Source organism: Brevundimonas aveniformis DSM 17977 (assembly GCF_000428765.1).
Lineage (GTDB): Bacteria > Pseudomonadota > Alphaproteobacteria > Caulobacterales > Caulobacteraceae > Brevundimonas > Brevundimonas aveniformis.
Genome location: NZ_AUAO01000001.1, coordinates 273,629 through 298,625, shown reverse-complemented (window position 1 = coordinate 298,625; position 24,997 = coordinate 273,629). Strand labels below are relative to the sequence as shown.

The following is a 24,997-nucleotide window of genomic DNA, read 5'->3' as shown; positions in this document are numbered from 1 at the left end:
AGATGGCGACAAATTGCTCCCACGAACGGGCGAACCGTCTATGTAGCGGCGACATGACCCTGCCTTCCGACGATTTCGCCTACCGCGAGGGGAGCCTTCACGCCGAAGGCGTCTCGCTGACGACGCTTGCCGAGGCCGTGGGAACGCCCGCCTATGTCTATTCCGTCGCGGCGCTGCGTCACCGGCTGGACCGTTATATGGTGGCCTTCGCCGGCATGGACTGTCTGGTCGCCTATGCGGTGAAGGCGAACGGAAACCTCTCGGTTCTGAGTGTGCTGGCCACGGCGGGAGCCGGTGCCGATACCGTCTCCGAGGGTGAGATCCACCGCGCGCTCGAAGCCGGCATTTCTTCGGATCGGATCATCTTCTCCGGGATGGGCAAGACCGATGCTGAACTGGCCTATGCCCTCACCCTGCCGGGGCTCCAGCTCAATGTGGAATCGACACCGGAGTACGAACGGCTGACCGCCCTGGCGCGCGCGCGCGATGTGCGTCCCACCGTCGTTATTCGGGTCAATCCCGACGTGTCGGCAGGCGGTCACGCCAAGATCGCCACCGGCAAGTCGGGCGACAAGTTCGGCGTTCCCGTCGAGGAGGCCATGGCCCTCTACCGGCGGGCGCAAGACGAGGGAGCTGTTCGGCCGGTGGGCCTGGCCTGCCACATCGGCAGCCAGATCCGCCAGGTGGACCCGTTCGGCGACGCCTGGAGGCGACTTCGGCAGATGACCCTGGCGCTGCGCGCCGAAGGCCTGTCGGTGGATCGCCTCGATCTGGGCGGGGGGTTGGGCGTGGACTATGCGGGGGCCGGGGCGGGGGCCACCCCGGCGGATCTGGCCGACCTGGCCCGCCGGACCGTCGGTGATCTGGTGGTCAAGCTGGCGGTCGAGCCCGGGCGATCCATTGTGGCGGAGGCCGGCGTCCTGATTTCGCGGGTCATCCACGTCAACGCCCGCCAGGACGGACCCACCTTTCTGGTGCTGGATGCCGGGATGAATGATCTGGTGCGCCCAGCCCTCTATGACGCCTGGCATGATCTGGCGGCCATCAATCCAAGATCGGGCGCGCCCGTGGCCTATGATGTGGTCGGCCCCGTTTGCGAGACGGGGGACACGTTTGCACGGGGTCGGCTCATGCCGCCGCTTCAGGCGGGTGATCTCGTCGCCTTTGGTGGGGCCGGTGCCTATGCGGCGTCGATGGCCAGTGAATACAACAGCCGACTGCCCGCTGCAGAGGTGCTGGTCGACGGCGAGCGGTGGGCGTTGGTGCGCCCGCGTCCCCGTCTGGAGGAGGTCCTGGCCCGCGAGGTGAGGCCGGACTGGATTTAAGCCGGTTCTGCCAGCCCGTAGGCCGCGTGCAAGGCACGCACGGCCAGTTCGGTATAGGCCGCGTCGATCAGCACGCTGATCTTGATCTCCGAGGTCGAGATGGCGAGCATCTTGATCCCCTTGTCGGCCAGCGCCCGGAACATCGTTTCGGCCACGCCGGCGTGGCTCCGCATCCCGACCCCGACCACCGAAACCTTGGCCACGTCCTCATCGACGCGGCATTCCTCGAAACTGATTTCGCTGCGGATGGCTTCCATCAGCTCGGCAGCGGCGCGGGCGTCGCGGCGACCGACCGTAAAGACCAGATTAGTCAAATCGGCGCTGCGCGTCTCGGACTGGACGATCATGTCGACATTGATGTTCGCCTCGGCCAGGCGGGCAAAGACGGTGGCGGTGACATCAGCCCGATCCGGCAGGCCCAGAAGGGTGACGCGCGCCTCGTCGCGGCTCATGGCGACACCGGAGACAATCCGCTTTTCCAAGATCTCATCCTCTTCACAGATCACGGTACCGCCGACGCCCCGGCCGGTTTCGGGATCGACAAAACTCGACAGCACCCGGACGGGCACCTTGTAGGCCATGGCCAGTTCGACGGAGCGGGTTTGCAGGACCTTGGCCCCCAGCGACGCCAGCTCGAGCATCTCCTCATAGGATACGCGCTCCAGGCGCCGCGCACGGGCCTCGATGCGCGGATCGGTCGTATAGACGCCATCGACATCGGTGTAGATGTCACACGGGCATCCCAGTGCTGCGGCGACCGCGACGGCAGAGGTGTCCGACCCGCCGCGACCCAGCGCCGTCACCCGGTCGTCTTCGGTCACGCCCTGGAAGCCCGGGATCACCGCGACAACGCCGGAATCCATCGACTGCCCCAGCGCCAGGCCGTCGATGTCGGCGATCCGGGCCTTGCCGTGGGCATCGTCGGTGCGGACCGGCAACTGCCACCCCAGCCAGGAACGGGCGTTCAGGCCCATGTTACGCAGGGTCATGGCCATCAGGCCGGCGGTGATCTGTTCACCGGCGGTGACGACGACATCGTACTCATCATCGCTGGCGGGAACCCCGGCGGCGGCGGGGCCGACAAGGTCGGTCCACGTCACCAGCTGGTTCGTCTGGCCGGCCATGGCCGAGACGACAACGGCCACATGGCGACCGGCTGCGGCCTCGGCGGCCACGATGGCGGCCGACTTTCGGATGCGTTCGAGGTCGGCCATCGAGGTCCCGCCGAACTTCATCACCAGTCGCGACATGACCGCCTTTCCATTCCGGGGTTCAAACTGCTTGCCTTGGGGCGATAGGGCGTCCATCACCCGCGCGCAATGGCTCAGGTACATTCCAGCATCGATCCAGACGAGGTTGCCCGATTTTCGGCCCTGGCGGACCGCTGGTGGGACGCGACCGGACCCTTCGCGCCCCTGCACCGGTTCAATCCCGTCAGGCTGGGCTTCATCCGGGATCGGGTCGCGGTCCATTTCGGGCGCGAGATACGCCAGGCGCGCCCGTTCTCGGGGTTGAAGCTGCTGGATATCGGTTGCGGCGGCGGGCTTCTGTCTGAACCTATGACCCGGCTGGGGTTCGAGGTGACCGGCGTGGATGCGTCGGAACAGAATATCGGGGCCGCCGGCGCCCATGCCGAAGCACAAGGGCTGAACATCGACTATCGGGCCTCAACGGCCGAGGCCTTGCTGGAACAGGACCGCCGGTTCGATGTCGTCCTCAACATGGAAGTCATTGAGCATGTGGCCGATCCCCGCCGCTTCCTGCTCGATACGGCGCGGCTGGTTGCGCCGGGCGGGATGATGATTGTCGCCACCCTGAACCGAACCCTCAGATCGCTCGCCCTGGCCAAGGTCGGGGCCGAATATGTCCTGCGCTGGGTGCCGGCGGGAACGCACGATTGGAACAAGTTCCTGACGCCGGAGGAAATCCGCAGCTTCGCCGACGGCGAGCCGCTGGCCGTCGATGGCCCGTTCGGCGTGACCTACAACCCCCTGTCGGGTCAGTGGCGAGAAAGCCAGGACGCCTCGATCAACTATATGATGATCGTCACCCCCCTCTGACCCTCGGCCGTTGCAGTCGCCCGGCGATAGGATAGTGTCGCCGGCGAAGGGGGCTGCCATGACCTATCATCCCTCGGGCTATCTGGCTCAGGTCCTCGGTCAGGACGAGCGGGTGCTGCTGATTGCGCGCCCGCACTGGCTGGTCCTGATGGCCAAGACCATCCTCTGGATTGTGCTGTTTTCCGCCGTCGTGATCGGCGTCATCTGGCTGCGTATCGCCGGCTCGCCCTACTGGGGCTGGGTGGCCCCGTTGGCGCTGGTGCCTCTGGGATTCTGGATCTGGGAATATCAGGTCTGGTCAAACCAGATGAGCGTCATCACCAATCACCGCGTGATCCAGATGCAGGGCGTCCTCAACAAGGAAGTGTCGGACTCGATCCTCGACAAGCTAAATGACGTCAAAACCGAACAGTCCCTGCTCGGTCGTCTCTTTGGGTACGGGGAAATCGAGATCATGACCGCGTCCGATCAGGGCGTGAACCAGCTGCACATGATTGATGACCCGCTCGGCTTCAAACGGACGATGCTGAATGCCAAAGGCGCGCTCGAAGATGAGCGCCACAGTCCGCCGGATTAACGCTGGGGCGTACCCAGCCGCCCTCTGAGCGCGCGGGTGGGACGCTTGTTTCCTTCCGGCATCGAGGCCTGGAATATCTTACGGAAATCCTCGCGCTTCTGGTGGATCGAGGCCAGAACCATCCCCATAGGCACGCCCAGATCGACCAGGGCATTCTCGGCCAGTTGCAGGCTGGCTTCGGTCGTTTCCGGCACCGCATCGGTCACGCCCAGTTTGTAGAGGCGGGCGGCATGTTTCTCATCGCGCGCGCGCGCCACCAGCACCACGTCCGAGCGCAGATGACGCACCGCGCGGCAGACTTCATCGACCTTGCCCGGGGCATCCATCGTCACGATCACCGCCTTGGCATGTCCCAGACCCAGTTTCTCAAGCAGGTCAGGCCGGCCCGCATCGCCGTACCAGACCGGCATGCCGTCCAGTCGGGCCTTGGAAACCAGAGAAGGGTCGGCGTCGACCGCCAGATAGCCAATGTCGTGTTCACTCAGGAGCTCACCGATCAACTGACCGACCCGACCGTAGCCGACGATGATGACCGCTGTGGTGTCCTGTGGGGCGTCTTCCAGATCGGGATTCGGCGTGTCGGAGATTTCGATCTTGGGCCGGATGCGCCTGTCGATACGCGGTGCGAGGGCTGCCAGGATGGGGACGGCAAACAGGCTGAGGGTCGCCGACAACAGGACCCCTTGCGCGAAATCACGTCCGACCACCCCGTAGCCGATGGCCTCGTTCAGGATGACGAAGGCAAACTCTCCGGCGGGGCCGAGCACCAGGGCGGTTTCCAGTGCCGCGCCCGGCGGTACCTTGAAGGCGCGCGCCACACCAAAGATCGCCACGGCCTTGATCAGGATCAGCAGGGCCGCAATGGAAAAGATGGTCACAGGCGCAACCGCGACCGCATCGAGGTCCAGGCCGACCCCGACCGACACGAAGAAGACGCCAAGCAACAGTCCCTTGAAGGGCTCGATGGTGACCTCGACCTCGCGACGAAACTCGGTTTCGGCGATCAGCAGACCGGCGACCAGGGCCCCGACGGCGGGCGACAGGCCCGTGAACTGAGCCAGGAACACCGTTCCCAGCACCACGAACAGACAGGTGGCCAGGAACATCTCGGTGTTCTTGGCCCGGGCCACGGACCGGAACATCGGACGCAAGCCCACCCGACCCAGAACGACCAGGAGGCCGACGCCGACGACAGACGGCAGGAGGCTGGCCACCGCCTGTCCGATGGCCGCGGGGCTCAGACCGTCATCGCCCACGCCTGAGCCGAGGACGGCCACCATGATCAGGATCGGCGCAACCGCCAGATCCTGGGCCAGCAGAACCGAAAATGTCGACCGCCCCGCCGTCGTCGACAGCCGCCCGCGTTCGGCCATGACGGGCATGACCACCGCAGTTGACGAGAGAGCCAGGGCAAAGCCGAGCACCAGGGCTCCGCCGACTCCGCGCCCCATCAGATAGAACAGCACCCCCAACAGGGCCGCACAGACCAGAATCTGTGCCATGCCCATGCCGAAGACCAGCCGGCGCATCGACTTCAGGCGTTCCCAACTCAGCTCCAAGCCGATGGTGAACATCAGAAACACCACGCCCAGCTCGGCCAGGACGGCGATCTGGCTCCGATCCGAGATGGTCAGAATATCGACCCACTCAAACGTGCCGGCCAGGCGGCCCAGACCATCGGGCCCCAACAGCACGCCGGCGGCCAAGAAGCCCAGAACCGGGCTGACCTTCAAGCGATTGAACAGGGGAACCAGAACACCGGCGGCAGCCAGGAAAACGAAGATGTCCTTGTATTCAGTTGGTGCCGGTCCGTGGGTCATGGCGTAACCATAGGGGACGGGTCAGGCCTGATGGAAGGGTCGGGCCCATGCACGATGAACTTAATTTAAGGGGGCGAAGCCGTCGTCAGCCGCTAAGTCTCCCGGTCCACTGACGATTGGCGTGATCCCGCCGTGACCCTCAGGAGGTTTTCCTTGACCAGATCCGCCCTTCTCGCCGCCAGTGCTCTGACGGTGCTTCTTGCCGGCCCAGCCCAGGCCCAGCAGGACGATCACCCCTGTCTGGACGAACAGTGCACCCTGGTGTCGATTGTTGGTCGCGATGGATCGGCCACGACCCAGTCGACGGGATTGATCCAGGGAACAGAGGCTCCGAGCTTCGGAACCTGGGGCTTTGACATGGCCGGGCGCGACACCTCGGTAAACCCGGGTGACGACTTCTACCGATACGCCAATGGTTTGTTCGTGGACGCGCTGGAAATCCCGGCGGATCGGACGCGCTACGGGGCCTTCGACATGCTGGCCGAGCTGTCCGAGAACCGCATGCGCACGCTGGTGGAAGACATCTCACAGGAGACGGGCCTCGACCCGGCCTCTGACGAGGCCAAGATCGCCGCCCTGTACGACGGGTTCATGGATGTGGAACGCATCGAACAGCTCGATGACCAGCCGATCCAACCGATGCTGGCGACGGTGCGTGCGACGAGCGACCACGCGGCCATGGCGGCCCTGATGGGTCAGAGCATGCGGGGCTATGGGCGCTCGCTGTTCGGCAGCTTCGTCAATGACGATGCGCGCAACCCCGAGGTCTATGAGGCCTATCTGGCCCAGGGTGGCCTGGGACTGCCGAACCGCGACTACTATCTGGAGGCGCGCTTCGCCGACAAGCTGGCGGCATACCGGGTCTATGTCGAACAGATGCTGACGATGATCGGCTGGGCCGATGCCTCGACGGCGGCGGATGCGGTTGTGGCCTTCGAGACGCGTCTGGCCCAGGCGCACTGGACGCCCACGCAGAGCCGCAACCGCGACCTGACCTACAATCCGATGAGCGTGGCCGAACTTCAGGCCGCCGCGCCCGGCATGGACTGGGCCGCCTTCCTTGGGGCTGCCGGGTTCGGGGACCACGACCGCTATATCGCGATTCAGAACACGGCCCTTCCGGCCATGGCCCAGGCCTTTGCTGAAACGCCGGTGGGCACCCTTCAGGCGTGGCAGGCCTTCGCCATCGCCGATCAGGCAGCGCCCCTGCTGTCGCAGCGGTTTGTCGATGCCAACTACGGCTTCCGCCTGCGCGAACTGGGCGGCCAGCCGGAGCAACGCAGCCGCGAACGCCGCGGCGTCGCCTTTGCCGAAGGCGTGATGGGCCAGCCGCTCGGCCGGCTCTATGTCGAACGCTGGTTCCCGCCGGAAAGCCGCGCCCAGATGGAGGAGCTGGTGGCCAATCTGCGCGCCGCCATGGCCGCCCGGATCGCAACCCTGGACTGGATGAGCCCCGAGACACGGGCCGAGGCCCTGACCAAGCTCGAACTCTTCAACGTCAAGATCGGCTATCCCGATCAGTGGCGCGACTATTCGGGCCTGGTGGTGATGGCCGATGACGTCGTCGGCAATCAGATGCGCTCGCGCGCCTTCGAGTGGGACTTCCGCCTCGGTCGCCTGGGTGGCCCGGTCGACAATGACGAGTGGGGCATGACCCCCCAGACGGTGAACGCCTACTATTCACCGACCAAGAACGAGATCGTCTTCCCGGCCGCCATCCTTCAGCCGCCCTTCTTTGATCCCGACGCCGATCCGGCGGTGAACTATGGCGGGATCGGTGGCGTCATCGGCCACGAGATCGGCCACGGCTTCGATGATCAGGGCCGCAAGTCTGACGGCACCGGGGCCCTGCGCGAATGGTGGACCCCCGACGACGAGGCCCGTTTCGTCGCCCAGACCGACCGGCTGGGTGCCCAGTACGACTCCTACGAAGCTCTGCCGGGCTTCCATGTTCAGGGCGGCCTGACCATGGGTGAGAATATCGGTGACCTGGCCGGGGTGACCCTGGCGCTGGAGGCCTTCCATCTGTCCCTGGACGGCCAGGCGGCTCCCGTCATCGACGGTACGACCGGCGATCAGCGGGTCTTCTACGGCTGGGCCCAAGTCTGGCGCGCGGCCTATCGCGAAGCCCGAATGCAACAGATGATCGCGACCGATCCGCACAGCCCGCCGCAGTTCCGGGTGATCGGGCCGCTTCGCAATGTTGATGCCTGGTACGAGGCCTTCGGGGTGATGCCCGGCAGTGCCTACTACCTCGCGCCGCAGGATCGGGTCCGGCTCTGGTAGCCCTCTAGTGGCCGCCCGCACGCTGCCAGGCGTCGCGGGCGGCAGCCAGCCGCTGGGGCACCAGTCCGCGCAGGCTGGTTTCGCTGATCCGGCGACCTCCGGCCTCGCGACCACGGGTCCAGCGAATGTCGATGTCGACGGCCAGCGCCTCCTTGACCTCGACGACGATGACGCGTCCGGGCATCTCGATGCCCCGATCCAATGTGAGCTTTAGCCCGCCCTTGGATTCATCGGTGATCCGACACGGCACCTCGAGCGCCGCACCGACCAGAAGGGCACGTCGATTGGCCGGCCTGCGGATTTCAGACCGGCGGTCCTGGTTCGAATTTCCGAACACGCAGGGGCCCTAGAGGCTGTCTTTGGACAGGATCAAGGTGGCGTTGGTGCCCCCGAACCCGAACGAATTCGACATCACCGTGGTCAGTTCGCCGTCGTGACGCTGACGCAGGATCGGCATGCCCTCGAACTCGGGGTCGAGTGTTTCGATATGGGCGCTCTCGGCGGCAAAGCCGTGCTTGAGCATCAACAGGCTGTAGATGGCTTCCTGAACCCCGGCGGCTCCGAGCGAATGGCCCGAGAGGCTCTTGGTCGAGGAGATCATCGGCATCGCGCCACCGAAGACGTTGCGGACTGCCGCCATCTCACGTTGGTCGCCAACCGGCGTCGAGGTGCCGTGCGGGTTGAGATAATCGATCTTGCGGCCCCCGGCCTCGGCCATGGCCATCTTCATGCAACGCTCGGCACCTTCACCGGACGGGGCGACCATGTCGAACCCGTCTGAGTTGGCACCATAGCCGACGACCTCGGCATAGATGGTGGCGCCACGCGCCTTGGCGCGCTCGTATTCTTCCAGCACCACGATGCCGGCCCCGCCGGCGATGACGAACCCGTCACGGTTGACGTCATAGGCGCGGCTGGCCACCGCCGGGGTGTCGTTGAAGTTGGACGACATGGCCCCCATGGCATCAAACAGGTTCGACATCGACCACGACAGGTCTTCGCAACCGCCGGCGAACACGACGTCCTGCTTGCCCCACTGGATCTGCTCGGCCGCCGCCCCGATGCAATGGGCGCTGGTCGCACAGGCCGACGAGATCGAATAGTTGATCCCCTTCAGCTCGAACCAGGTGGCCAGCACCGCCGAGGGGCCGGACGCCATGGCCTTGGGCACCGCAAACGGGCCGACGCGCTTGGGTGATCCCTTTTCAAGGGTCGTCTGGGCCGCCTCGATGATGACCTGGGTGGACGGACCGCCTTCCCCGACGATCAGGCCGATTCGCTCGTTCTTGATCTCGTCGGGGCTCAGGCCACTGTCCTTCAGCGCCTCTTCGAACGCGATGTGGGCCCAGGCGGTGCCGGCGGCCAGAAAGCGCGAAGCCCGACGGTCGACCCGCTCGGTCCAGTCACCGATCGCCGGCGGAGCCCAGACCTGGGATCGGAAACCGTGCTCGATGAACTCAGGCGACGAAACGATGCCCGAGCGGGCAGATTTTAGGGACTGGGCGACCGCATCGGCCCCATCGCCGAGGGAGGAAACAATACCCAGGCCAGTAACAACAACGCGCCGCATCTGGTTCTCCTACGCCTGATCCGCAGAGGACGCATTGGCACCGAACAGGCCGACACGCATATCATTGCAGGTGTAGATGACCTGGCCGTCAGCCTCGAGCACGCCATCGGCAATGCCCATGACCAGCCGTCGATTAATCACGCGCTTGAGGTCGATCTTGTAGACCACCTTCTTGATGTCAGGCGTGACCTGGCCGGTAAATTTCACTTCGCCCACACCGAGCGCGCGACCGCGGCCCTGGCCGCCCGACCAGCCGAGGAAAAAGCCGACCAGCTGCCACATGGCATCCAGGCCCAGACATCCGGGCATGACCGGATCACCGATAAAGTGGCACTGGAAGAACCAGAGGTCTGGGTGGATATCCAGTTCAGCCTCGACATAGCCCTTGCCGTGGGCTCCCGAACCTTCGCCTTCGATGCGGACGACGCGATCCATCATCAGCATCGGCGGGGCCGGAAGCTGGGGATTGCCCGGACCGAACAGTTCGCCGCGGCCAGAGGCCAGCAGGGCGTCGTAGTCAAAGGTGTTGGGGTATTGGCTCATGGAGGCTCCCATCGGCGGACTGATCGCCGACCGTTCGGCTCCGGTTACACGACCGGGCGAGCCGCCTCAACCGCCAGCATCAAGCTCCAGGTTCCCGCGTGTTGCCGGCTGGCGTGGATCGCATAGAGGGGCGTCGGCGGTTCCGAATAGCGAAGCCTGCGGGGCCCACCCGCGAATGTCGCCTGAGCGCAGCTCGCACCATCCCCGGTCACAGCTCTCCAGACTGACCATCGCCCCTGCGGCCAACTGGGCTCGCACTTCTGATCCGGCCTGCGGCTGGGCATGCATTTCCGTGGCTGTCTCGGCGATCACCCGGCGCCGTCCCGTCGTCAGGCTGCGATGGATCCAGGCCATGGAGCCGTTGGGGCCGCAGACCTTTCGCCATTCCTCTGTCTCAGTGACGACCTGTAGCGGGGCCCCCGAGCGTTCGAACTGCCACAGAATGGGATAGTCCAGACCCGGTCCGGTTCGCATGGAGGCCGGGGCGCCGCGCACCGACACCCAGCGCGGCACCGGATAGCCCGACGGTGTGTCGGCCTTTTCCTCGTTCTGGGTTCCACAGGCGGGCACCGTCATCAGTAACAGGCCGCAGGCTGCGGCTTTGATCGCTCGGCCCGCCATGGGATAGGGAAGGGTCCGCAGTTCCGGAATCACCATGTCCGCACGCCTCAAAGTCATTCTTACCCGCCGTCTGCCCGATTCCGTCGAAACGCGGATGCGCGAGCTGTTCGACGCCGAGCTTAACCTCGATGATCATGCGATGGGTAAAGACGAGTTGAAGGCTGCGGTCGCGCGCGCTGACGTGCTGGTTCCGACCATCACAGATGTGATCGATGCCGAGGTGATCGAAGCGGCCGGAGACAGACTCAGGCTCATCGCCAACTTCGGGGCCGGGGTTGATCATATCGACATTGCGGCGGCGGCGGCTCGCAAGATCATCGTTTCCAATACGCCGGGTGTCCTGGCCGAGGACACCGCCGACATGGCCATGGCCCTGATCCTGGCGGTGCGGCGGCGGCTGATCGAGGGGGCCGCCCTGATGTCACAGGGCGATTTTGCCGGCTGGACGCCCACGGCCATGCTGGGCCGCCGGCTTTGGGGCTCAAGGCTCGGGATCGTCGGCATGGGCCGGATCGGCCAGGCCCTGGCGCGCCGGGCCAAGGCCTTTGGCATGCAGGTCCATTATCATAACCGCCACCGGCTGAATGTCGGGCTGGAAGAAGAATTGGGCGCGACCTACTGGGATAGTCTGGAGGCCATGCTGCCGCGCATGGATGTGGTGTCGCTGAACTGCCCGGCGACGCCGGAAACCTATCACCTGATGTCAGCGGAGCGGCTGGCGCTGATGAAGCCCGATGCCGTGCTGATCAATACCGCCCGTGGTGAGGTGGTAGATGAGGCGGCCCTGGTCGCGGCGCTGGACCGCCGGGCGCTCGCGGGGGCGGGGCTGGATGTCTATGAACACGAGCCGGCGGTGAATCCCGGCCTGGTCAACCGACCCGAGGTCGTGTTGATGCCCCACATGGCCTCGGCCACCCAGGAGAGCCGCGAGGACATGGGCGAGCGGGTCATCCTCAATATCAAGACGCTGGAGAACGGCCACCGCCCGCCCGATCGGCTGCTGCCACCGATGGCCTAGAACAGCTTGGGCATTCCCGGGATGTTCATGCCGGCCATAGGCCCGGCGGCTTCGCGCATCAGGGCATTGTTGGCTTCATCCAGCTTGCGCTTGGCATCGGCGTGGGCGGCCATGATCAGGTCCGCGAGGATCTCGGGATCATTGTCCGCCAGTAGCGAGGGGTCGATGCGGAGGGTCGTCATTTCCGACGGGCCCTTGAGGGTTACGCTGACCAGACCGCCGCCGGCCGAACCCTCAGCCGAGGTCGCCGCCATCTTTTCCTGGGCTTCCTGCATGCGCGCCTGCATGGCCTGAGCCTGCTGCATCAGGGCGTTGAGATCTTTCATGGTCTGTTACTCGTCTTCGGTGGGCTCGACGTCGCCGAGAACCGGAGCCTCGACCGGCGTGTTGGCCAGTTTGCGAATATTGATCAGCTCTGCGCCCGGGAAGAATTCCAGGACAGACAGAACGAAGGGGTCGGACTGGATCGCCGCCTTTTCGTCATTGAGGCGGCGCCGCTCCTGTTCGTACAGGCTCTCGCCGCCACCGCCGCCCTCGGTTGCGACCAGCCAGGGCCGACCGGTCCATTCACGCAGACGACCGACCAGGCGGCGGGTCAGATCCGGCGGGCAATCCGGGACCGGCTCAAAGGTGATGCGCCCCGGCTGGAACGACACGAGTTTGACGAAGCGCCGCACGTCCATCAGCAGCTTGACGTCGCGTTTGCTCTCGATCAGCGCAACCGTCTCGTCGAAAGTCTGGGGAGAGGCTAGGGGCGTGGCTTCGGCCCTGGGCTGAGCCATGGCGACCGCCCCGCCGCCGCTAGCTGCCGCACGTCCACCGCTTCCGGGAGGGGGGGCGGTCGGGCTGTCACCCGACTGGAGGCGGCGCACCATGTCTTCGGGGGAAGGCAGGTCCGAAGCATAGGCGAGCCTCAGGATCGCCATCTCGGCCGCAGCCGCCGGGTCGGGCGCGCGTCGTACCTCGTCGTGCGCCTTGAGCAGCAGCTGCCAGACCCGCGCCAGGGTGCCGGCCGACAGATTGGTCCCCAGCGCGGCCATTCTCTGGGCCTGATCGTTGGGCAGGCGGGTCGCCGCCGGTCCCAGGGTCTTGGCCACCGAGGCCATATGACAATGTTCCAGCAGGTCGTCGATGATCTGCTCCGGGTCGGCTCCGAAGCCGTACAGCGTTCGGAACGCCTCCATCGCTTCAGCCGTGCGGGCCGACATGATCAGTTCGAACAGGGCGATCGTCTGGGCGCGATCCGCCAGGCCCAGCATGTCGCGTACCGTCTCGGCCTTGACCGTCTGGCCGGCCTCGGCCTGGACCAGAGCCTGATCCAGCAGCGACAGGCCGTCGCGGACCGAACCTTCGGCGGCGCGCGCGATCAGAGCCAGGGCTTCGGACTCGACCAGACAGCCTTCCTGGGTTGCGACCTTCTCCAGGTGGGCCGACAGGACATCGGGCTCGACGCGACGCAGATCAAACCGCTGACAGCGCGACAGGATGGTGACGGGCACCTTGCGGATTTCCGTGGTCGCAAAAATGAACTTTGCGTGGGCCGGCGGTTCCTCCAGCGTCTTCAAAAGCGCGTTGAACGCGCCCTTGGACAGCATGTGGACCTCGTCGATCACATAGACCTTGTAACGGGCCTCGACCGGCGCATAGCGGACGGAATCCAGCAGCTCGCGCATGTCGTCCACGCCGGTCCGGCTGGCGGCGTCGAGCTCCAGCACGTCCATGTGCCGGCCCTCAATGATGCCGGCACAGTGGCGACCATCGGCGGTCAGGTCGACGCTGGGGCGATCCATCGTGTCGGTTTCGTAGTTCAGGGCGCGCGCCAGCAGGCGGGCGGTCGTCGTCTTGCCGACCCCACGCACGCCGGTCAGCATGAAGGCGTGGGCGATCCGGCCCGTCGAAAAGGCGTTGGTCAGGGTGCGGACCATGGCCTCCTGGCCGATCAGGTCCTCAAAGGTGCGCGGGCGATACTTGCGTGCCAGCACCGTATAGGCCGGTACCTCGTTCGCCATGCCCGGCGCGGGGCGCGAGGCGGGCTCCGGTTCCGCCTGGGTCGCCGGGGTGCCGCCCCCGAACATGTCGGAGGTGTTCTCGTCGCGCTCAGGCGCGTCGAGGTCCTCTTCAGGCAGGTCGGAATCGATATCGGGCGGGGCCATTATGTCTACTTAATCACATCGACCGCCGGATGCGAGACGGCGGACACGGCTATCCCCACATTACGACCCTGTAAGTGGCGAGCGACGGGTCACAGGTCTAGGGTCCGTGCCGGAATGCTGGGAGGGGTCTGATATGAAGCGTGTCCTGATGCTGTCTGCCGCCATGGCGACGATCCTGGGTGGGGCTCCGGCCCTGGCCCAGACGGTCGATGCCGCCATGACGGCGCCGCCGCAGACGCCGACCGCGCCGGCCCTCGACTATCAGCACCGGACCCTGGCCAACGGCCTTCAGGTCTATACGCTTCAGGACCGCTCTTCGCCGACCGTCTCCGTTCAGGTTTGGTACAATGTCGGTGCCAAGGACGACCCGAACGGTCGCTCAGGTTTTGCCCACCTGTTCGAGCACATCCTGTCGCGCATGACGCGCAACATCCCGCGCGGCTACATCAACACCCTGGTCGAGGATGTGGGCGGTTCACGGAACGCCTCAACCGGCCCGGATTTCACCAACTATTTCGAGGTCGTGCCGTCGCACTTCCTTGAGACCATGCTGTGGACCCATGCCGAGCGCATGGACCGGCTGGTTGTCGATCAGTCGATCTTCGAGGCTGAGCGTTCGATCGTGCAGGAAGAGCTTCGCCAGCGCGTTCTGGCCGTGCCCTACGGGCGGCTTCAGCGGTTCGTGATGATCGAGAATTCGTGGGTGGCCCTGCCCTATCATCGCCCGAGCATCGGCTCGATCGAGGAGCTCAACGCGGCCACGGTTGACGATGTCCTGGCCTTCCATGACGCCTATTATCGGCCCGACAACGCGTCGCTGATCGTGGCGGGCGATTTCGACCAGGCCCAGCTGGATGCCTGGATCGACGAGCACTTCGGACCGATCACCGCGCCGGACCGCCCGATTCCGCGTTTTGAGGCCACCGAGCCCGAGAGGACCGGCCCGCGCTCGGTGACGGCCTATGCACCCAATGTGCCGTTGCCGGCCATTGTCTGGTCCTATCCGGCCCCGCGGGTCGATCACCCGGATACGGCGGCGCTTCAGGTCATGGATGCCATCCTGACCCAGGGCGACAATTCGCGCTTCTATCAGGCCCTGGTTCGGGGCGGCGTCGCCTCGTCGGCCGGGGCCTACAACTATCAGCTTGAGGACGGCGGTTTTTATGGCCCGCAGGTCATCGTCTCCAGCGAGTCAGACATCGAGGCGGCTGAGGCGGCCCTGCAGGCCGAGATCGACCGGCTGAGGACCGGCGGGGTGACGGCTGCAGAACTGGCGGAGGCCCGCACAGAAATCCTGGCCCAGGCCCTCCGGTCCCGACAGACGGCAATGGGCCGTGGCTTCGCCCTGGGTCAGTCGATCGCAGACACCGGCGATCCCGACTGGGCCGACCGAAATCTGGCTGCCGTGGCGGCTGTTACGGCCGACGACGTCCTGCGTGTCGCACGCACCTGGCTGCGCGACGATCGGCGTGTGTCGATCCGCTACCTGGATGAAAGCCGGCGCCCGGAAGGCGTGACCGATCCTGTGGCACCGGCCTTGGGGCGATATGGGCTGGATTTGCCGGCCAATCAGCGCCCGCTCGTCACCCATGCCTCGGATGAGGAGCGGATTGCGCCGCCGGCCCCGATCGCGCAGCGCACGCCGACCCCACCACAGTTCTCTGAGCGCACTCTGTCGAACGGTCTGCGTGTGATTGTGGCGCGGGCCGGGGACCAGCCGTGGTTCTCCTCGGTGCTGATGGTGCGGGGAGGCGACGCAGCGGAGGGTGGACCCGGCGCGGTCAATGAATATATGGCCGAGATGCTGACGCGGGGTGCCGGCGACATGTCTGCCACCGCCATCGCGGCCCGGATCGAACAGCTGGGCGGCTCGATCAGCGCCGGCGGCGGCGCGGACCGCCAGACCCTCTCGGTATCGGCTCCGGCTGTGAACGCCGAGCAGGCTGCGGCCTTGATGGCGACGGTGGCGCGCAATCCGACCTTTGCGGGCAGCGAGCTTGAGCAATATCGATCCGAGGCCATCGACGGCTATCGGGTCTCCATGCGCCAGCCAGGCAACATTGCGGCTGAAGTCTCCACCCGACTTCTGTTCGGGGGGGCGACCTATGGGGAGGGCTCGGCCACCGAGGCCCAGCAGCGGGCGGTTACCGCCGAACAACTGGCCCGTTTCCATTCGACCTGGTGGCGTCCTGACAATGCGACGCTGCTGATCGGCGGCTCGATGGAGCCGGAGGCGGCCTTTGCCCTGGCGCAGGAGATGTTCGGCGACTGGCGAGCACCCGCTGCCGCCCTCCCAGCCATGGCTCCTCTGACGGGCGACAATCCGGGGCCGCGGGTGGTTGTGGTCGACATGGGGGCCGCCGCCGGTCAGGCGGCTGTCCAGATTTCGCTACGCTCGGTCCCGCGCGATGACCCTGACTATTATGCCATGGCCCTGGCCAATGCGGTCCTGGGCGGTGGGTCCAACGGACGCCTGTTCCAGGAGGTGCGGGCGCGGCGCGGCTTGTCCTATGGGTCCTATTCGTCCCTGAGCCAGGCGAGCGAAGCGGGTCGCCTGACCCTGACGGCCCAGACCCGAAACGAAGCGGCGGCGGAAACAACCGGTGTCATGCTGGATCAACTCGACAGTCTGATCGACACGCCGGCCGACCAGGGCGCGATTGATCGCCGGACCAACTTCCTGAACGGTTCGTTCGGTCGCCAGATCGAGACGACGGCGGGCCTGACGACCGCGCTTGCCGGCTTCTCGGCGCTTGGGTTGCCGTTGGATGAGGTGTCCAACTATCCACGGGCCGTCGATGCCGTCACCGCCCAGGACGTGGCCCGCATCAGCGCGGCCCGGATCGACCCGAGCCAAGCGGTCATCGTCATTGTCGGCAACGCCGACCAATTCTGGGAAGCTGTTCAACCCAACTGGCCCAATGCCGTCCGCGTGCCCTATGAGGCACTTGATTTCGACCGTTCCGACCTGGGCCTTTAGGTCCCCTGATCTCTCTCAAAGGTAGTCCCATGAAGCGCTTCTTTCTCGCCACTGCCGCCGCTGCGGCCCTGATTGCCGGAACGCCCGGCCTGGCCGTCGCCCAGGATACAGCCTCCCAGGGGGTCCAGGTTGCACCGCTGGGCTTCCAGCTGCGGACCCTGCCCAATGGACTTCAGGTCTGGTCGCGCCCGGACAGCTCGACAGCCGATGTCACCGTCCAGGTCTGGTACCGCGTCGGCTCCAAGGATGATCCCGAGGATCGCTCCGGCTTTGCCCACCTGTTTGAACACATCATGTTCAAATCGACCCGCAACCTTCCGGAAGAGACGTTCGACCGGCTGACCGAGGATGTCGGCGGCTTCAACAACGCCTCCACCTGGGATGATTTCACCAACTACTATGAGGTGGTGCCGGCCAACCATCTGGAGCGGATGCTGTTCGCCGAAGCCGAGCGCATGGGCTCTCTGGTCGTCAACCAGGAGAGCTTCGATTCCGAGCGCGCCGTGGTTCAGGAAGAACTGCGTCAGCGCATTCTGGCCTCGCCCTACGGTCGGCTGTTCGGCCTCTACATGCCGCGCGAAATCTGGCGCGAGCATCCGTATCGCCGGGCCGGTATCGGCTCGCTGGAAAACCTCCAGGCCGCGACCATCGACGATGTGCGCCGGTTCCACGAAACCTACTATCGTCCCGACAATGCCGTTCTGATTGTGACGGGCGATTTCGACCAGGGCCAGCTCGACGCCTGGGTCGATCAGTATTTCGGCGCGATCACCAATCCGGCTCAGCCGATCCCGGCCAATGATGTCGCAGAGCCGGCGACGGCGGCCCCGCGTGAGGCCACCTACTATGCGCCGAACGTTCCGCTCCCGGCGGTGGTCGTGGCCTGGCAGACCGTTCCCTATGGCCACGCCGACCGTGCGGCCCTGACCGTTCTGGACGGCATCCTGTCCACCGGGGAATCGTCGCGGATGTACCGGTCGATGGTGTACGACACCCAGATCGCGGCTCAGGCCTCCTCGACCCCCGATTTTGCCCAGCAGGGCGGAAGCCTCGCCGCCTATTCGCTGATGACCGGCGACCACACGGTCGAGGAGGGTGAGGCCGCCATCCTGGCCCAGATTGCGCGCTTGCGTGACGAGCCGGTGACGGCGGCAGAGCTTCAGGAAGCCCAGACCGAACTGGTGGCAGGCCTGCTGCGCCAGCGAGAGAGCGTTGACGATCAGGCCTTTGCCCTCGGCTATGCGCTGATTATGACCGGTGACGCCGCAACCGCCGACAATGAGGTGGCCGCGATCCAGGCCGTGACCGCCGCCGACGTCATGCGTGTGGCGCGCCAGTATCTGACGCCCGAACGCCGCATCGTTGTCCGCTATCTGAACGAAGATCAGCAGCCGGACGGTGTTCCCGCCGAGCCGACGGCGGCCCAGACCGGTGCGCCGGTCACCCTGGCCGATCTGGCGACCGACGTTGAGATCGTTGAACTCGCGCCGGAGGATCAGCGGATCGCCCTGCCCCAGCCGGGGCCGGAGCGCGCCGTCGAAACGCCGCAGGTCGTGGAGCGCCGTCTGGCGAACGGCATGCGGGTTCTGGTGGCCGAAACCGATGGCCTGCCGCTGATTTCGGCCCGCCTGTCCTTCCAGGCCGGGACCTCGGATGATCCCGCCGGTCGCGCCGGCCTGGCGTCGATGACGGCCGGTCTGTTGACGCAAGGGGCCGCCGGGCGTTCAGCCCCCGAGATCGCCACCGACATCGAGCGGCTTGGCGCTGCGGTCGGGGCCTCTGCCGGGGCGGACTTCACCAGTGTCTATGCCAACAGTCCCTCGGATACCTTCGATCAGACGTTCGCCCTGATGACCCAGCTGGTGCGCTCGCCGGACTTCGCCCAGGAGGAACTGGATCGGGCCCGCGACCAGGCACTTGACGGCATTCGCGTCTCCATGAGCCAGCCGGGACCGGTCGCATCGGCGGTCGCAGCCCGCGCCGTCTATGGGGATGCGCCCTACGGCGCTCCGGGCGGCGGAACGGTCGACAGCCTGCCGGCCATCACGCGTGAGGATGTGGCCATGTTCCACGCCGGGGCCTGGCGGCCCGAGACGGCGACCCTGGTGTTTTCGGGGGATATTGATCCCGACACTGCCTTCCGCATGGCCGAAGAGGCTTTCGGCGGTTGGGTGCCCTCGGCGACAGGTGTGGCCATGTCGGACAATCCGGCGGGTGTGGTTGTGGCCCCGCGCGTGATCGTGATTGACCTGCCGGGCTCCGGCCAGGCGGCGGTCTATGCTGCCGCGCGCGCCGTCGACCGGGCCGACCCGAACTACTACCCCCTGCTGGTCGGCAATGCGGTGATGGGTGGTGGCTATTCCGCCCGTCTGAACCGCGAGATCCGCATCGAGCGCGGCCTCAGCTATGGCGCAGGCTCGGGGCTTTCGGCGCGCCAGGACGACGGCATCCTCACCGCCCAGGCCCAGACCCGCAACGACGCTGCCGCCGAGGTGGTCAGCCTGATCCTGGCCGAGGTGACGCGCCTGTCTGCGGAACAGGCTACGGCGGATGAGCTGGCTCCGCGCCGGGCGACCTTGGTGGGTGGCTATGCGCGCTCGCTGGAGACGGTGGACGGTCTGGGAGGCGCGGTGGCCAATCTGGCCAACAACGGCCTGCCGATCTCGGAAATGGCCGACTATGCGGACCGGGTGCGCGGGGTTAGTGCCGCCGATATCCAGCGCGTCGCAGCCGCCGAGCTCGACCCGGCGTTGTTCTCGATCGTGGTCGTGGGCGACGCGGCCCAGTTCATCGACCAGCTCCGCGCTGCGCACCCCAATGTCGAGGTGATCCCGCTGACGGAACTGGATCTGGACAGCGCGGCGCTGCGCTAGGGACGACCGGCGGGGCATACGCGCTTTTCGACGAAAAGCCTGTGTGCCCCGCGACGTCGGTTTGCGCCCCTCTCGTCACCCTCAGGCCAAGACCCACGGCTGCCCAGGCCGCCCCGACAGGCCGCTCAATCCGACGCCCGCTCCTCGGGCCTTGGCCCGAGGATGACGCGGCGGTGAGGCCAGCCCGCGCCGTGCGCGCCGACAGACCTGAACCCGCCGCAAACGCGTCGCCGATGGGGACGGATACACCCGACTTTCGACCGTGTAATCGCGCCCTTCTCGATACAGATTTGAAGCATCGGGCCTGACCCTTCTCCTCGTCGCCTTGGGGTCCAGTAGGATGGGAGACAGGTCAGGCTGAACCTTTGGCCTGCCCTGGTGGTCTTTGCCATTGTCGTCGTTTGCAGGCCGCGCCGTTCGCGGTTCGCAATTGCCCCGCTATCGCGACCTTGTCCGCATATCCGAACCTGTGGACACCGGACTTTTCCGTCCACCGTGGAATGTCGCCCCCTTGTCCGCCTCAAGCCGCCGACAAACAGACGACCTGGGCGACCCTCAGGTCGCGTCTCAACCCATCGGCCACGGTGCCGTAGTTGTGGGTGTTGATGACGGCGCCGGGGGCATACTGGCCGGTCTGATCCACCGATTGGGTGGCCGCCGCCATGCTTTCTGCCGCGGTCGTATAGATGCGACCTCGACGGGGTGCCTCGGCGATAGTCACGGCGATGACCCTGCCTTGACTGTCCAGGGCCGGCCCTCCCGACAGACCGGACAGGGTTCCGTGAAGCCCCTCCGTCCGCCCGATCTCGGCCCAGGCCAGGACGGGCTCGTCCCTTTGGCCTCGCCCGCGAAAACGCAGGGTTTCGCGTCCGATCAGCCTGGAAGCGGCTTCGCCGGGCCGTCCCTGCGGATAGCCGGGGTGATAGGCATGGCGACCGACTCTCAAACGCTCTCGTGCCGGGCCCACGGGCAGGGCGTTCGGCCCGCCGTCCGTCGTGAGCAGGGCGATGTCGGAGTCCCTGGCCAGCTGAATGTCGGCAGCCACCGCACGGTCACCGCCGACGATCAGCGCGGCCTCTCGACAGCCTTCGACGACATGGCGGGCCGTCAGCCATTGACCCTCACCGGACACGGCAAAGGCGGTGCCGCTGGTCAGTTGGCGACGGGCATCGGGGGCCTGGACCACGACGGTCGGATCAAAGGGCGTGGCCGGCCCGAGGACGCCACCCAGTTCGTCCTCGCCGGCGACCGGAGGCGCCGGGGGCGCATCGGCGGACCGAAAGGCCAGCGACAGGGCCACGGCCCCCGCGACGAGCCCTCCATAGACCAACCAGTCCAGATGCCGTGCCATGGATCAGACAGTCACCGCCGCCGCCAGGATCAGCGCCACCGAGAGCTTGGCCGCGACCAGAAGAACGGCCGCCGATATTTCGCCGTCCCGAATTCGGTCAGGTAGCCCGGCCAGCACCATGTCGGTCATGCGGAAGGCCAGCAGTTGAACGATCACCGTCGCAAGGCCCCAGATGATAATCTCAATGGTCGAGTTGGACGCCGACAGCGACGCCGCCAACGGGATGGCCAACCCGGCCAGGACCCCGCCAAAAGCGACGGCCGCGGCAGAATTTCCGTTACGGATCAACGAGATTTCTTTCCAGGGGGTCAGGATCGCATACAGGGTCGCGCCCAGCATGAGCATGACCACCGTCACGCCGACGTGGGCCATTAGCACGGGGAATCCGGCCATGAAGGCCTGAAGCTCGGCGGCGTTGAAAAGCGACAGCAGCTGGGACTGATCCATGGGCACTACGGGTTGGCAAACGACCCAAATGGTCGCGGGACAAGCCTCCGATGCAAGCTGTGCGCCAAGCTGGTGTCCCGAAACGAAAACGCCCGACCGCTGATGCGGCCGGGCGTCCTGTGCACAGGCGGGAAAACCCGCTTATGCGAACTCAGGCTAGTCGATCGCCTTGAGATTGACGGCCGCTTCCTTGCCCGAACGCTTGTCGGCCTGAAGTTCGAACTCGACCTTCTGACCTTCGTTCAGGCTCCGCATGCCGGACGCCTCGACGGCGGTCGCATGGACAAAGGCGTCCTTGCCGCCCCCATCAGGTTGAATAAAGCCGTAGCCTTTAGTGGTGTTATACCATTTGACGGTGCCGGTAGCCATGGCAGCCTCCGATGTAGGTTGCCTCCGAAAACCGCTCCCGGAGGCTGTCGGACCTGCTGAACTTAGGCTTGGGCCAGCCAAGGCTGGACCGTCGGCATAGGCGTGGACAGTCGACGGGCGAAGATGTGACGGAAATCCACTCGCCATGCAAGCGAACGTGCGGTCTTGCAGGTTGAAGCTGGCTCGCTTTCGGCTAGTGTCCGGGGTCCAAAGATGTTGAACGGGCGCGCGAGTCGCGCTTGACGGACGAACAAGAATGCAACTGACCATCGAACGCGCTGCACTCCTCAAGGCCCTCGGGCATGTCCAGAGTGTGGTTGAGCGGCGAAACACCATCCCGATCCTGTCCAACGTGCTTTTGTCGGCCGGACGGGATCGCCTGAGCTTCGCCGCGACGGACCTGGACATGGAGATGGTCGACGAGGCCGACGCTAACGTCAGTCAGGAAGGCCAGATTACCGCCCCGGCCCATACGCTGTTCGATATCGTCAGAAAGCTGCCCGAGGGTGCCGAGGTCGAACTGAGCTATTCGGGCGACGATCCGCGCCTGACCGTCTCGGCGGGCCGTTCGCGCTTCAACCTGCCGGTCCTGCCGGCGGGCGACTTCCCGGTGATGTCGACCGAAAGCACCGGGGCCCGCTTTACCTTGCTCAAGGACGATCTGGTTCGGCTGATCGACAAGACCCGCTTCGCCGTCTCAACCGAAGAGACGCGCTATTACCTCAACGGTCTGTATCTTCACACGGTGTCCGAGGGTGGCCAGGCCCTGCTGCGTGGTGTGGCCACCGACGGCCATCGCCTGGCCCTGGCCGAGACGCCCGCGCCCGAAGGCGCCGCGGGCGGCCCCGGCGTCATCGTCCCGCGCAAGACGATCGATCAGGTTCGCCGTCTGCTCGACGCGGGCTCCGGTCCGGTCGAAATCCAGATCAGCCCCCAGAAGATCCGTTTTGAATTCGACAAGGCGTCCCTGACGTCCAAGGTCATCGACGGTTCCTTCCCCGACTATGTGCGGGTCATTCCCAAGGGCAATGACAAGCTGGCGGTGCTGGACAACGCTGTTTTTGCCCAGGCGGTCGACCGGGTTTCGACCATCTCGGCTGAGAAATCGCGCTCGGTGAAAATGGCCCTGGATCAGGGCAAGGTGACGCTGACGGTCCGCAATATGGAGGCCGGTCAGGCCACCGAAGAAGTCGAGATCGACTATAACGACGAGGGCTTCGAGATCGGCTTCAATGCCCGCTATCTGATGGACATCGCCGGCCAGATCACCGGCGACGAGGCCCACTATCGCTTCGCCGACCCGGCCAGCCCGACGCTCGTGCTCGATCCGGCGGACCCGGGGGTCCAGTACGTGCTGATGCCGCTGAGGGTTTAGGCCGTCAGTATCGCCCGCTGCCCTGAAGCCAGGCGATCCGGTCTTCATAGGTGGCGACCAGACATGAGACTGTCGTGCAGCGATTGCGATCCGCGATCCAGAGGCGCTGATTCTCGCGTAGCCGCACGCGCTCCGAAGCCGAAATCCGCCGCTGGAAGGCCCCGTATTCATGGGCCATTTCCCGGTCGAGCTGGCTGAGATAGGCATCGCCGCAAATCAGGTGCTCTACCCGTGTCCCGGCGCGTCGGCAGTTGAAGCTGGGTTGGTTTTGCTTGGTCAGCTGGCCGACATCACGGGTCGGCGCGGCGGCGGCCGGGGCCACTAGGGCGGTAGCCATCAGGCCGATCAGAAGGGGCGCGTATTTCATCCTAGCCTCACATCTCGCATTTGCCGTGCGGACCCATTAGCGCCCCGGAACATCGTTCTGGCAATCGGGCAATGACGAATGTGATCGGCGGGTGTGCGCCGGTGCGCCATCCTGCTAGGTCGGTCAGGTGATCACCTCTGTCACCCTCACGGACTTCCGCTCCTACGAAACGGCCAGGCTGGAACCTGGTGCCGGGATCACTGTGCTTCACGGGCCGAACGGGGCGGGCAAGACCAATGTGCTGGAGGCGCTCAGCTTCCTGACGCCCGGCAAGGGCCTGCGCGGTGCGGGGACCGCCGAGGTCGGGCGACGCGAGCCGGGCGAGGCCGCGGGCCGGGCCTGGGCGGTCGCGGCGGTGCTGGGCGACGACGAGCGACGCCTCGGCACCGGCATTCAGGCCCCAGGCGGTGCCCGGCGCATCGTCCGTATCGACGGCGAGCCGGCTCAGCCGGGCGACCTGCTCGACCACATTCGCCCGATCTGGGCGACGCCGGATCAGGATCGTCTGTTCTCGGACAGTCGGGCCGAGCGGCTGAAGTTCTTCGACCGGCTGGTCTTCGCCGCGCGGCCCAGTCATGCCCATGCCGTCGCGGCCTATGAAAAGGCCCTCAGGGAGCGGTTACGCCTGTTGTCGGATGCGGCGGATCGGGATGGGGTCGCCGATCCGATGTGGCTCGATGCCCTGGAGGCGCGGCTGGCTGAGCATGGGGCGTCGGCGGCGATAAACCGGTTCGAAGCCTTGGCAGAGCTGCAGGCGGCGATCGACGCCCGGACCGCGACAGCGTTTCCCCAGGGGGACCTGTCCCTGGCCGGCGAAGCGGAGGCACGGGCCGCCGATGGAGCCGGACAGGACGACATTTCAGGCTTCCTTGTCGAAGGTTTCCAACGCGCTCGGGGGCGTGACGGGGCGACCGGTCGCTCGCTCTTCGGCCCGCACCGAACCGACCTGACGGCCTTGCATCGTGAGAAAGGTCGCTCGGCCTCCGAGGGGTCGTCTGGCGAACAGAAGGCGCTGGTCCTGAACCTGATCCTCGCCCAGCTCTCGCGCCTTGCTGATGACGAGTCGAGGCCGATCCTGCTCCTCGATGAGGCCCCGGCACACCTCGACGACCGGCGGCGTGCGGCTCTGTTCGACGAGATCCAGGCCCTGGGCCTCCAGGCGGTGATGACCGGGACCGAGCGCGGCCTGTTCGCAGCCCTGGAGGGTCAAGCGACCTTCGTGCGTGTAAGCGGCGGCGGGTTCGACCCGGCTTAGCCCAACA

General features: G+C 66.0%; 21 protein-coding genes. 9 read left to right on the top strand and 12 right to left on the bottom strand.

Features of this window, described 5'->3' with window-relative positions; all coding sequences use genetic code 11:
- The first annotated feature begins 53 nt into the window (after positions 1-53).
- Entirely contained in the window at positions 54-1,325 is a 1,272-nt protein-coding gene (lysA, locus tag G391_RS0101510) for a diaminopimelate decarboxylase (RefSeq protein ID WP_029085943.1), read from the top strand.
- On the opposite strand, the gene G391_RS0101505 is transcribed toward lysA, so the two are convergent.
- Positions 1,322-2,575 (bottom strand): aspartate kinase, encoded by a 1,254-nt coding sequence (locus G391_RS0101505; RefSeq protein ID WP_029085942.1) that lies wholly within the window; start codon positions 2,573-2,575, stop codon positions 1,322-1,324. The genes lysA and G391_RS0101505 overlap by 4 nt on opposite strands.
- 69 nt (positions 2,576-2,644) lie before the next feature.
- Here G391_RS0101505 and ubiG point away from each other — a divergent pair, with 69 nt between their 5' ends.
- Positions 2,645-3,385, top strand: coding sequence for a bifunctional 2-polyprenyl-6-hydroxyphenol methylase/3-demethylubiquinol 3-O-methyltransferase UbiG (gene ubiG, locus G391_RS0101500; protein ID WP_029085941.1), 741 nt, complete (start codon positions 2,645-2,647; stop codon positions 3,383-3,385).
- A 58-nt stretch (positions 3,386-3,443) separates the two neighbouring features.
- Entirely contained in the window at positions 3,444-3,962 is a 519-nt protein-coding gene (locus G391_RS13500; protein WP_035303465.1) for a PH domain-containing protein, read from the top strand.
- On the opposite strand, the gene G391_RS0101490 is transcribed toward G391_RS13500, so the two are convergent.
- Positions 3,959-5,782 (bottom strand): cation:proton antiporter domain-containing protein, encoded by a 1,824-nt coding sequence (locus G391_RS0101490; RefSeq protein ID WP_029085940.1) that lies wholly within the window; start codon positions 5,780-5,782, stop codon positions 3,959-3,961. The two genes, G391_RS13500 and G391_RS0101490, sit on opposite strands and share 4 nt — an antisense overlap.
- Before the next feature lie 153 nt (positions 5,783-5,935).
- Between G391_RS0101490 and G391_RS0101485 the strand changes: the two genes are divergently transcribed.
- On the top strand, positions 5,936-8,068 hold the full coding sequence (locus G391_RS0101485) for a M13 family metallopeptidase (RefSeq protein ID WP_029085939.1): 2,133 nt from the start codon (positions 5,936-5,938) through the stop codon (positions 8,066-8,068).
- Positions 8,069-8,072: 4 nt separating this feature from the next.
- Here G391_RS0101485 and G391_RS0101480 read toward each other — a convergent pair whose 3' ends face one another.
- From G391_RS0101480 to G391_RS15540, 4 genes are all read right to left on the bottom strand, one after another.
- Positions 8,073-8,405 carry a PilZ domain-containing protein gene (locus tag G391_RS0101480; RefSeq protein WP_029085938.1) on the bottom strand — a complete coding sequence of 111 codons (333 nt, stop codon included), beginning with the start codon at positions 8,403-8,405 and terminating at the stop codon, positions 8,073-8,075.
- A 9-nt stretch (positions 8,406-8,414) separates the two neighbouring features.
- Entirely contained in the window at positions 8,415-9,638 is a 1,224-nt protein-coding gene (gene fabB, locus G391_RS0101475) for a beta-ketoacyl-ACP synthase I (protein ID WP_029085937.1), read from the bottom strand.
- A 9-nt stretch (positions 9,639-9,647) separates the two neighbouring features.
- Positions 9,648-10,181: a 3-hydroxyacyl-[acyl-carrier-protein] dehydratase FabA gene (gene fabA, locus G391_RS0101470; protein ID WP_029085936.1), complete on the bottom strand. Its 534-nt coding sequence runs from the start codon at positions 10,179-10,181 to the stop codon at positions 9,648-9,650.
- 66 nt (positions 10,182-10,247) lie between these two features.
- A complete protein-coding gene (locus G391_RS15540; RefSeq protein ID WP_051257040.1) occupies positions 10,248-10,838 on the bottom strand; it encodes an SH3 domain-containing protein in 591 nt (196 codons plus the stop codon).
- Between G391_RS15540 and G391_RS0101460 the strand changes: the two genes are divergently transcribed.
- Positions 10,837-11,820, top strand: a complete 984-nt coding sequence (locus G391_RS0101460; protein ID WP_029085935.1) for a 2-hydroxyacid dehydrogenase — start codon at positions 10,837-10,839, stop codon at positions 11,818-11,820. The genes G391_RS15540 and G391_RS0101460 overlap by 2 nt on opposite strands.
- Here G391_RS0101460 and G391_RS0101455 read toward each other — a convergent pair.
- On the bottom strand, positions 11,817-12,146 hold the full coding sequence (locus tag G391_RS0101455; protein ID WP_029085934.1) for a YbaB/EbfC family nucleoid-associated protein: 330 nt from the start codon (positions 12,144-12,146) through the stop codon (positions 11,817-11,819). The genes G391_RS0101460 and G391_RS0101455 overlap by 4 nt on opposite strands.
- Before the next feature lie 6 nt (positions 12,147-12,152).
- Positions 12,153-13,973 carry a DNA polymerase III subunit gamma/tau gene (locus tag G391_RS0101450; protein ID WP_029085933.1) on the bottom strand — a complete coding sequence of 607 codons (1,821 nt, stop codon included), beginning with the start codon at positions 13,971-13,973 and terminating at the stop codon, positions 12,153-12,155.
- 133 nt (positions 13,974-14,106) lie between these two features.
- On the opposite strand from G391_RS0101450, the gene G391_RS0101445 reads away from it, so the two are divergent.
- Both G391_RS0101445 and G391_RS0101440 read left to right on the top strand, forming a co-directional pair.
- Positions 14,107-16,953 carry a M16 family metallopeptidase gene (locus G391_RS0101445; protein ID WP_035303464.1) on the top strand — a complete coding sequence of 949 codons (2,847 nt, stop codon included), beginning with the start codon at positions 14,107-14,109 and terminating at the stop codon, positions 16,951-16,953.
- A 29-nt stretch (positions 16,954-16,982) separates the two neighbouring features.
- Positions 16,983-19,826: a M16 family metallopeptidase gene (locus G391_RS0101440; RefSeq protein WP_029085931.1), complete on the top strand. Its 2,844-nt coding sequence runs from the start codon at positions 16,983-16,985 to the stop codon at positions 19,824-19,826.
- 520 nt (positions 19,827-20,346) lie between these two features.
- Here the strand turns inward: G391_RS0101440 and G391_RS0101435 are convergent.
- The 3 genes from G391_RS0101435 to G391_RS0101425 form a co-directional block, all read right to left on the bottom strand.
- Complete coding sequence (locus G391_RS0101435; RefSeq protein WP_029085930.1) at positions 20,347-21,177, bottom strand: S1 family peptidase; 831 nt, start codon at positions 21,175-21,177, stop codon at positions 20,347-20,349.
- Between the two features lie 3 nt (positions 21,178-21,180).
- Positions 21,181-21,624, bottom strand: coding sequence for a DUF350 domain-containing protein (locus G391_RS0101430; protein WP_029085929.1), 444 nt, complete (start codon positions 21,622-21,624; stop codon positions 21,181-21,183).
- Positions 21,625-21,780: 156 nt separating this feature from the next.
- Positions 21,781-21,993 (bottom strand): cold-shock protein, encoded by a 213-nt coding sequence (locus tag G391_RS0101425; protein ID WP_029085928.1) that lies wholly within the window; start codon positions 21,991-21,993, stop codon positions 21,781-21,783.
- A 256-nt stretch (positions 21,994-22,249) separates the two neighbouring features.
- Here G391_RS0101425 and dnaN point away from each other — a divergent pair, with 256 nt between their 5' ends.
- On the top strand, positions 22,250-23,368 hold the full coding sequence (gene dnaN / locus G391_RS0101420) for a DNA polymerase III subunit beta (RefSeq protein ID WP_029085927.1): 1,119 nt from the start codon (positions 22,250-22,252) through the stop codon (positions 23,366-23,368).
- Between the two features lie 4 nt (positions 23,369-23,372).
- Here dnaN and G391_RS13490 read toward each other — a convergent pair whose 3' ends face one another.
- A complete protein-coding gene (locus G391_RS13490) occupies positions 23,373-23,735 on the bottom strand; it encodes a lysozyme inhibitor LprI family protein (RefSeq protein WP_051257039.1) in 363 nt (120 codons plus the stop codon).
- Positions 23,736-23,862: 127 nt separating this feature from the next.
- Between G391_RS13490 and recF the strand changes: the two genes are divergently transcribed.
- On the top strand, positions 23,863-24,990 hold the full coding sequence (recF, locus tag G391_RS0101410; RefSeq protein WP_029085926.1) for a DNA replication/repair protein RecF: 1,128 nt from the start codon (positions 23,863-23,865) through the stop codon (positions 24,988-24,990).
- Positions 24,991-24,997: the final 7 nt, after the last annotated feature.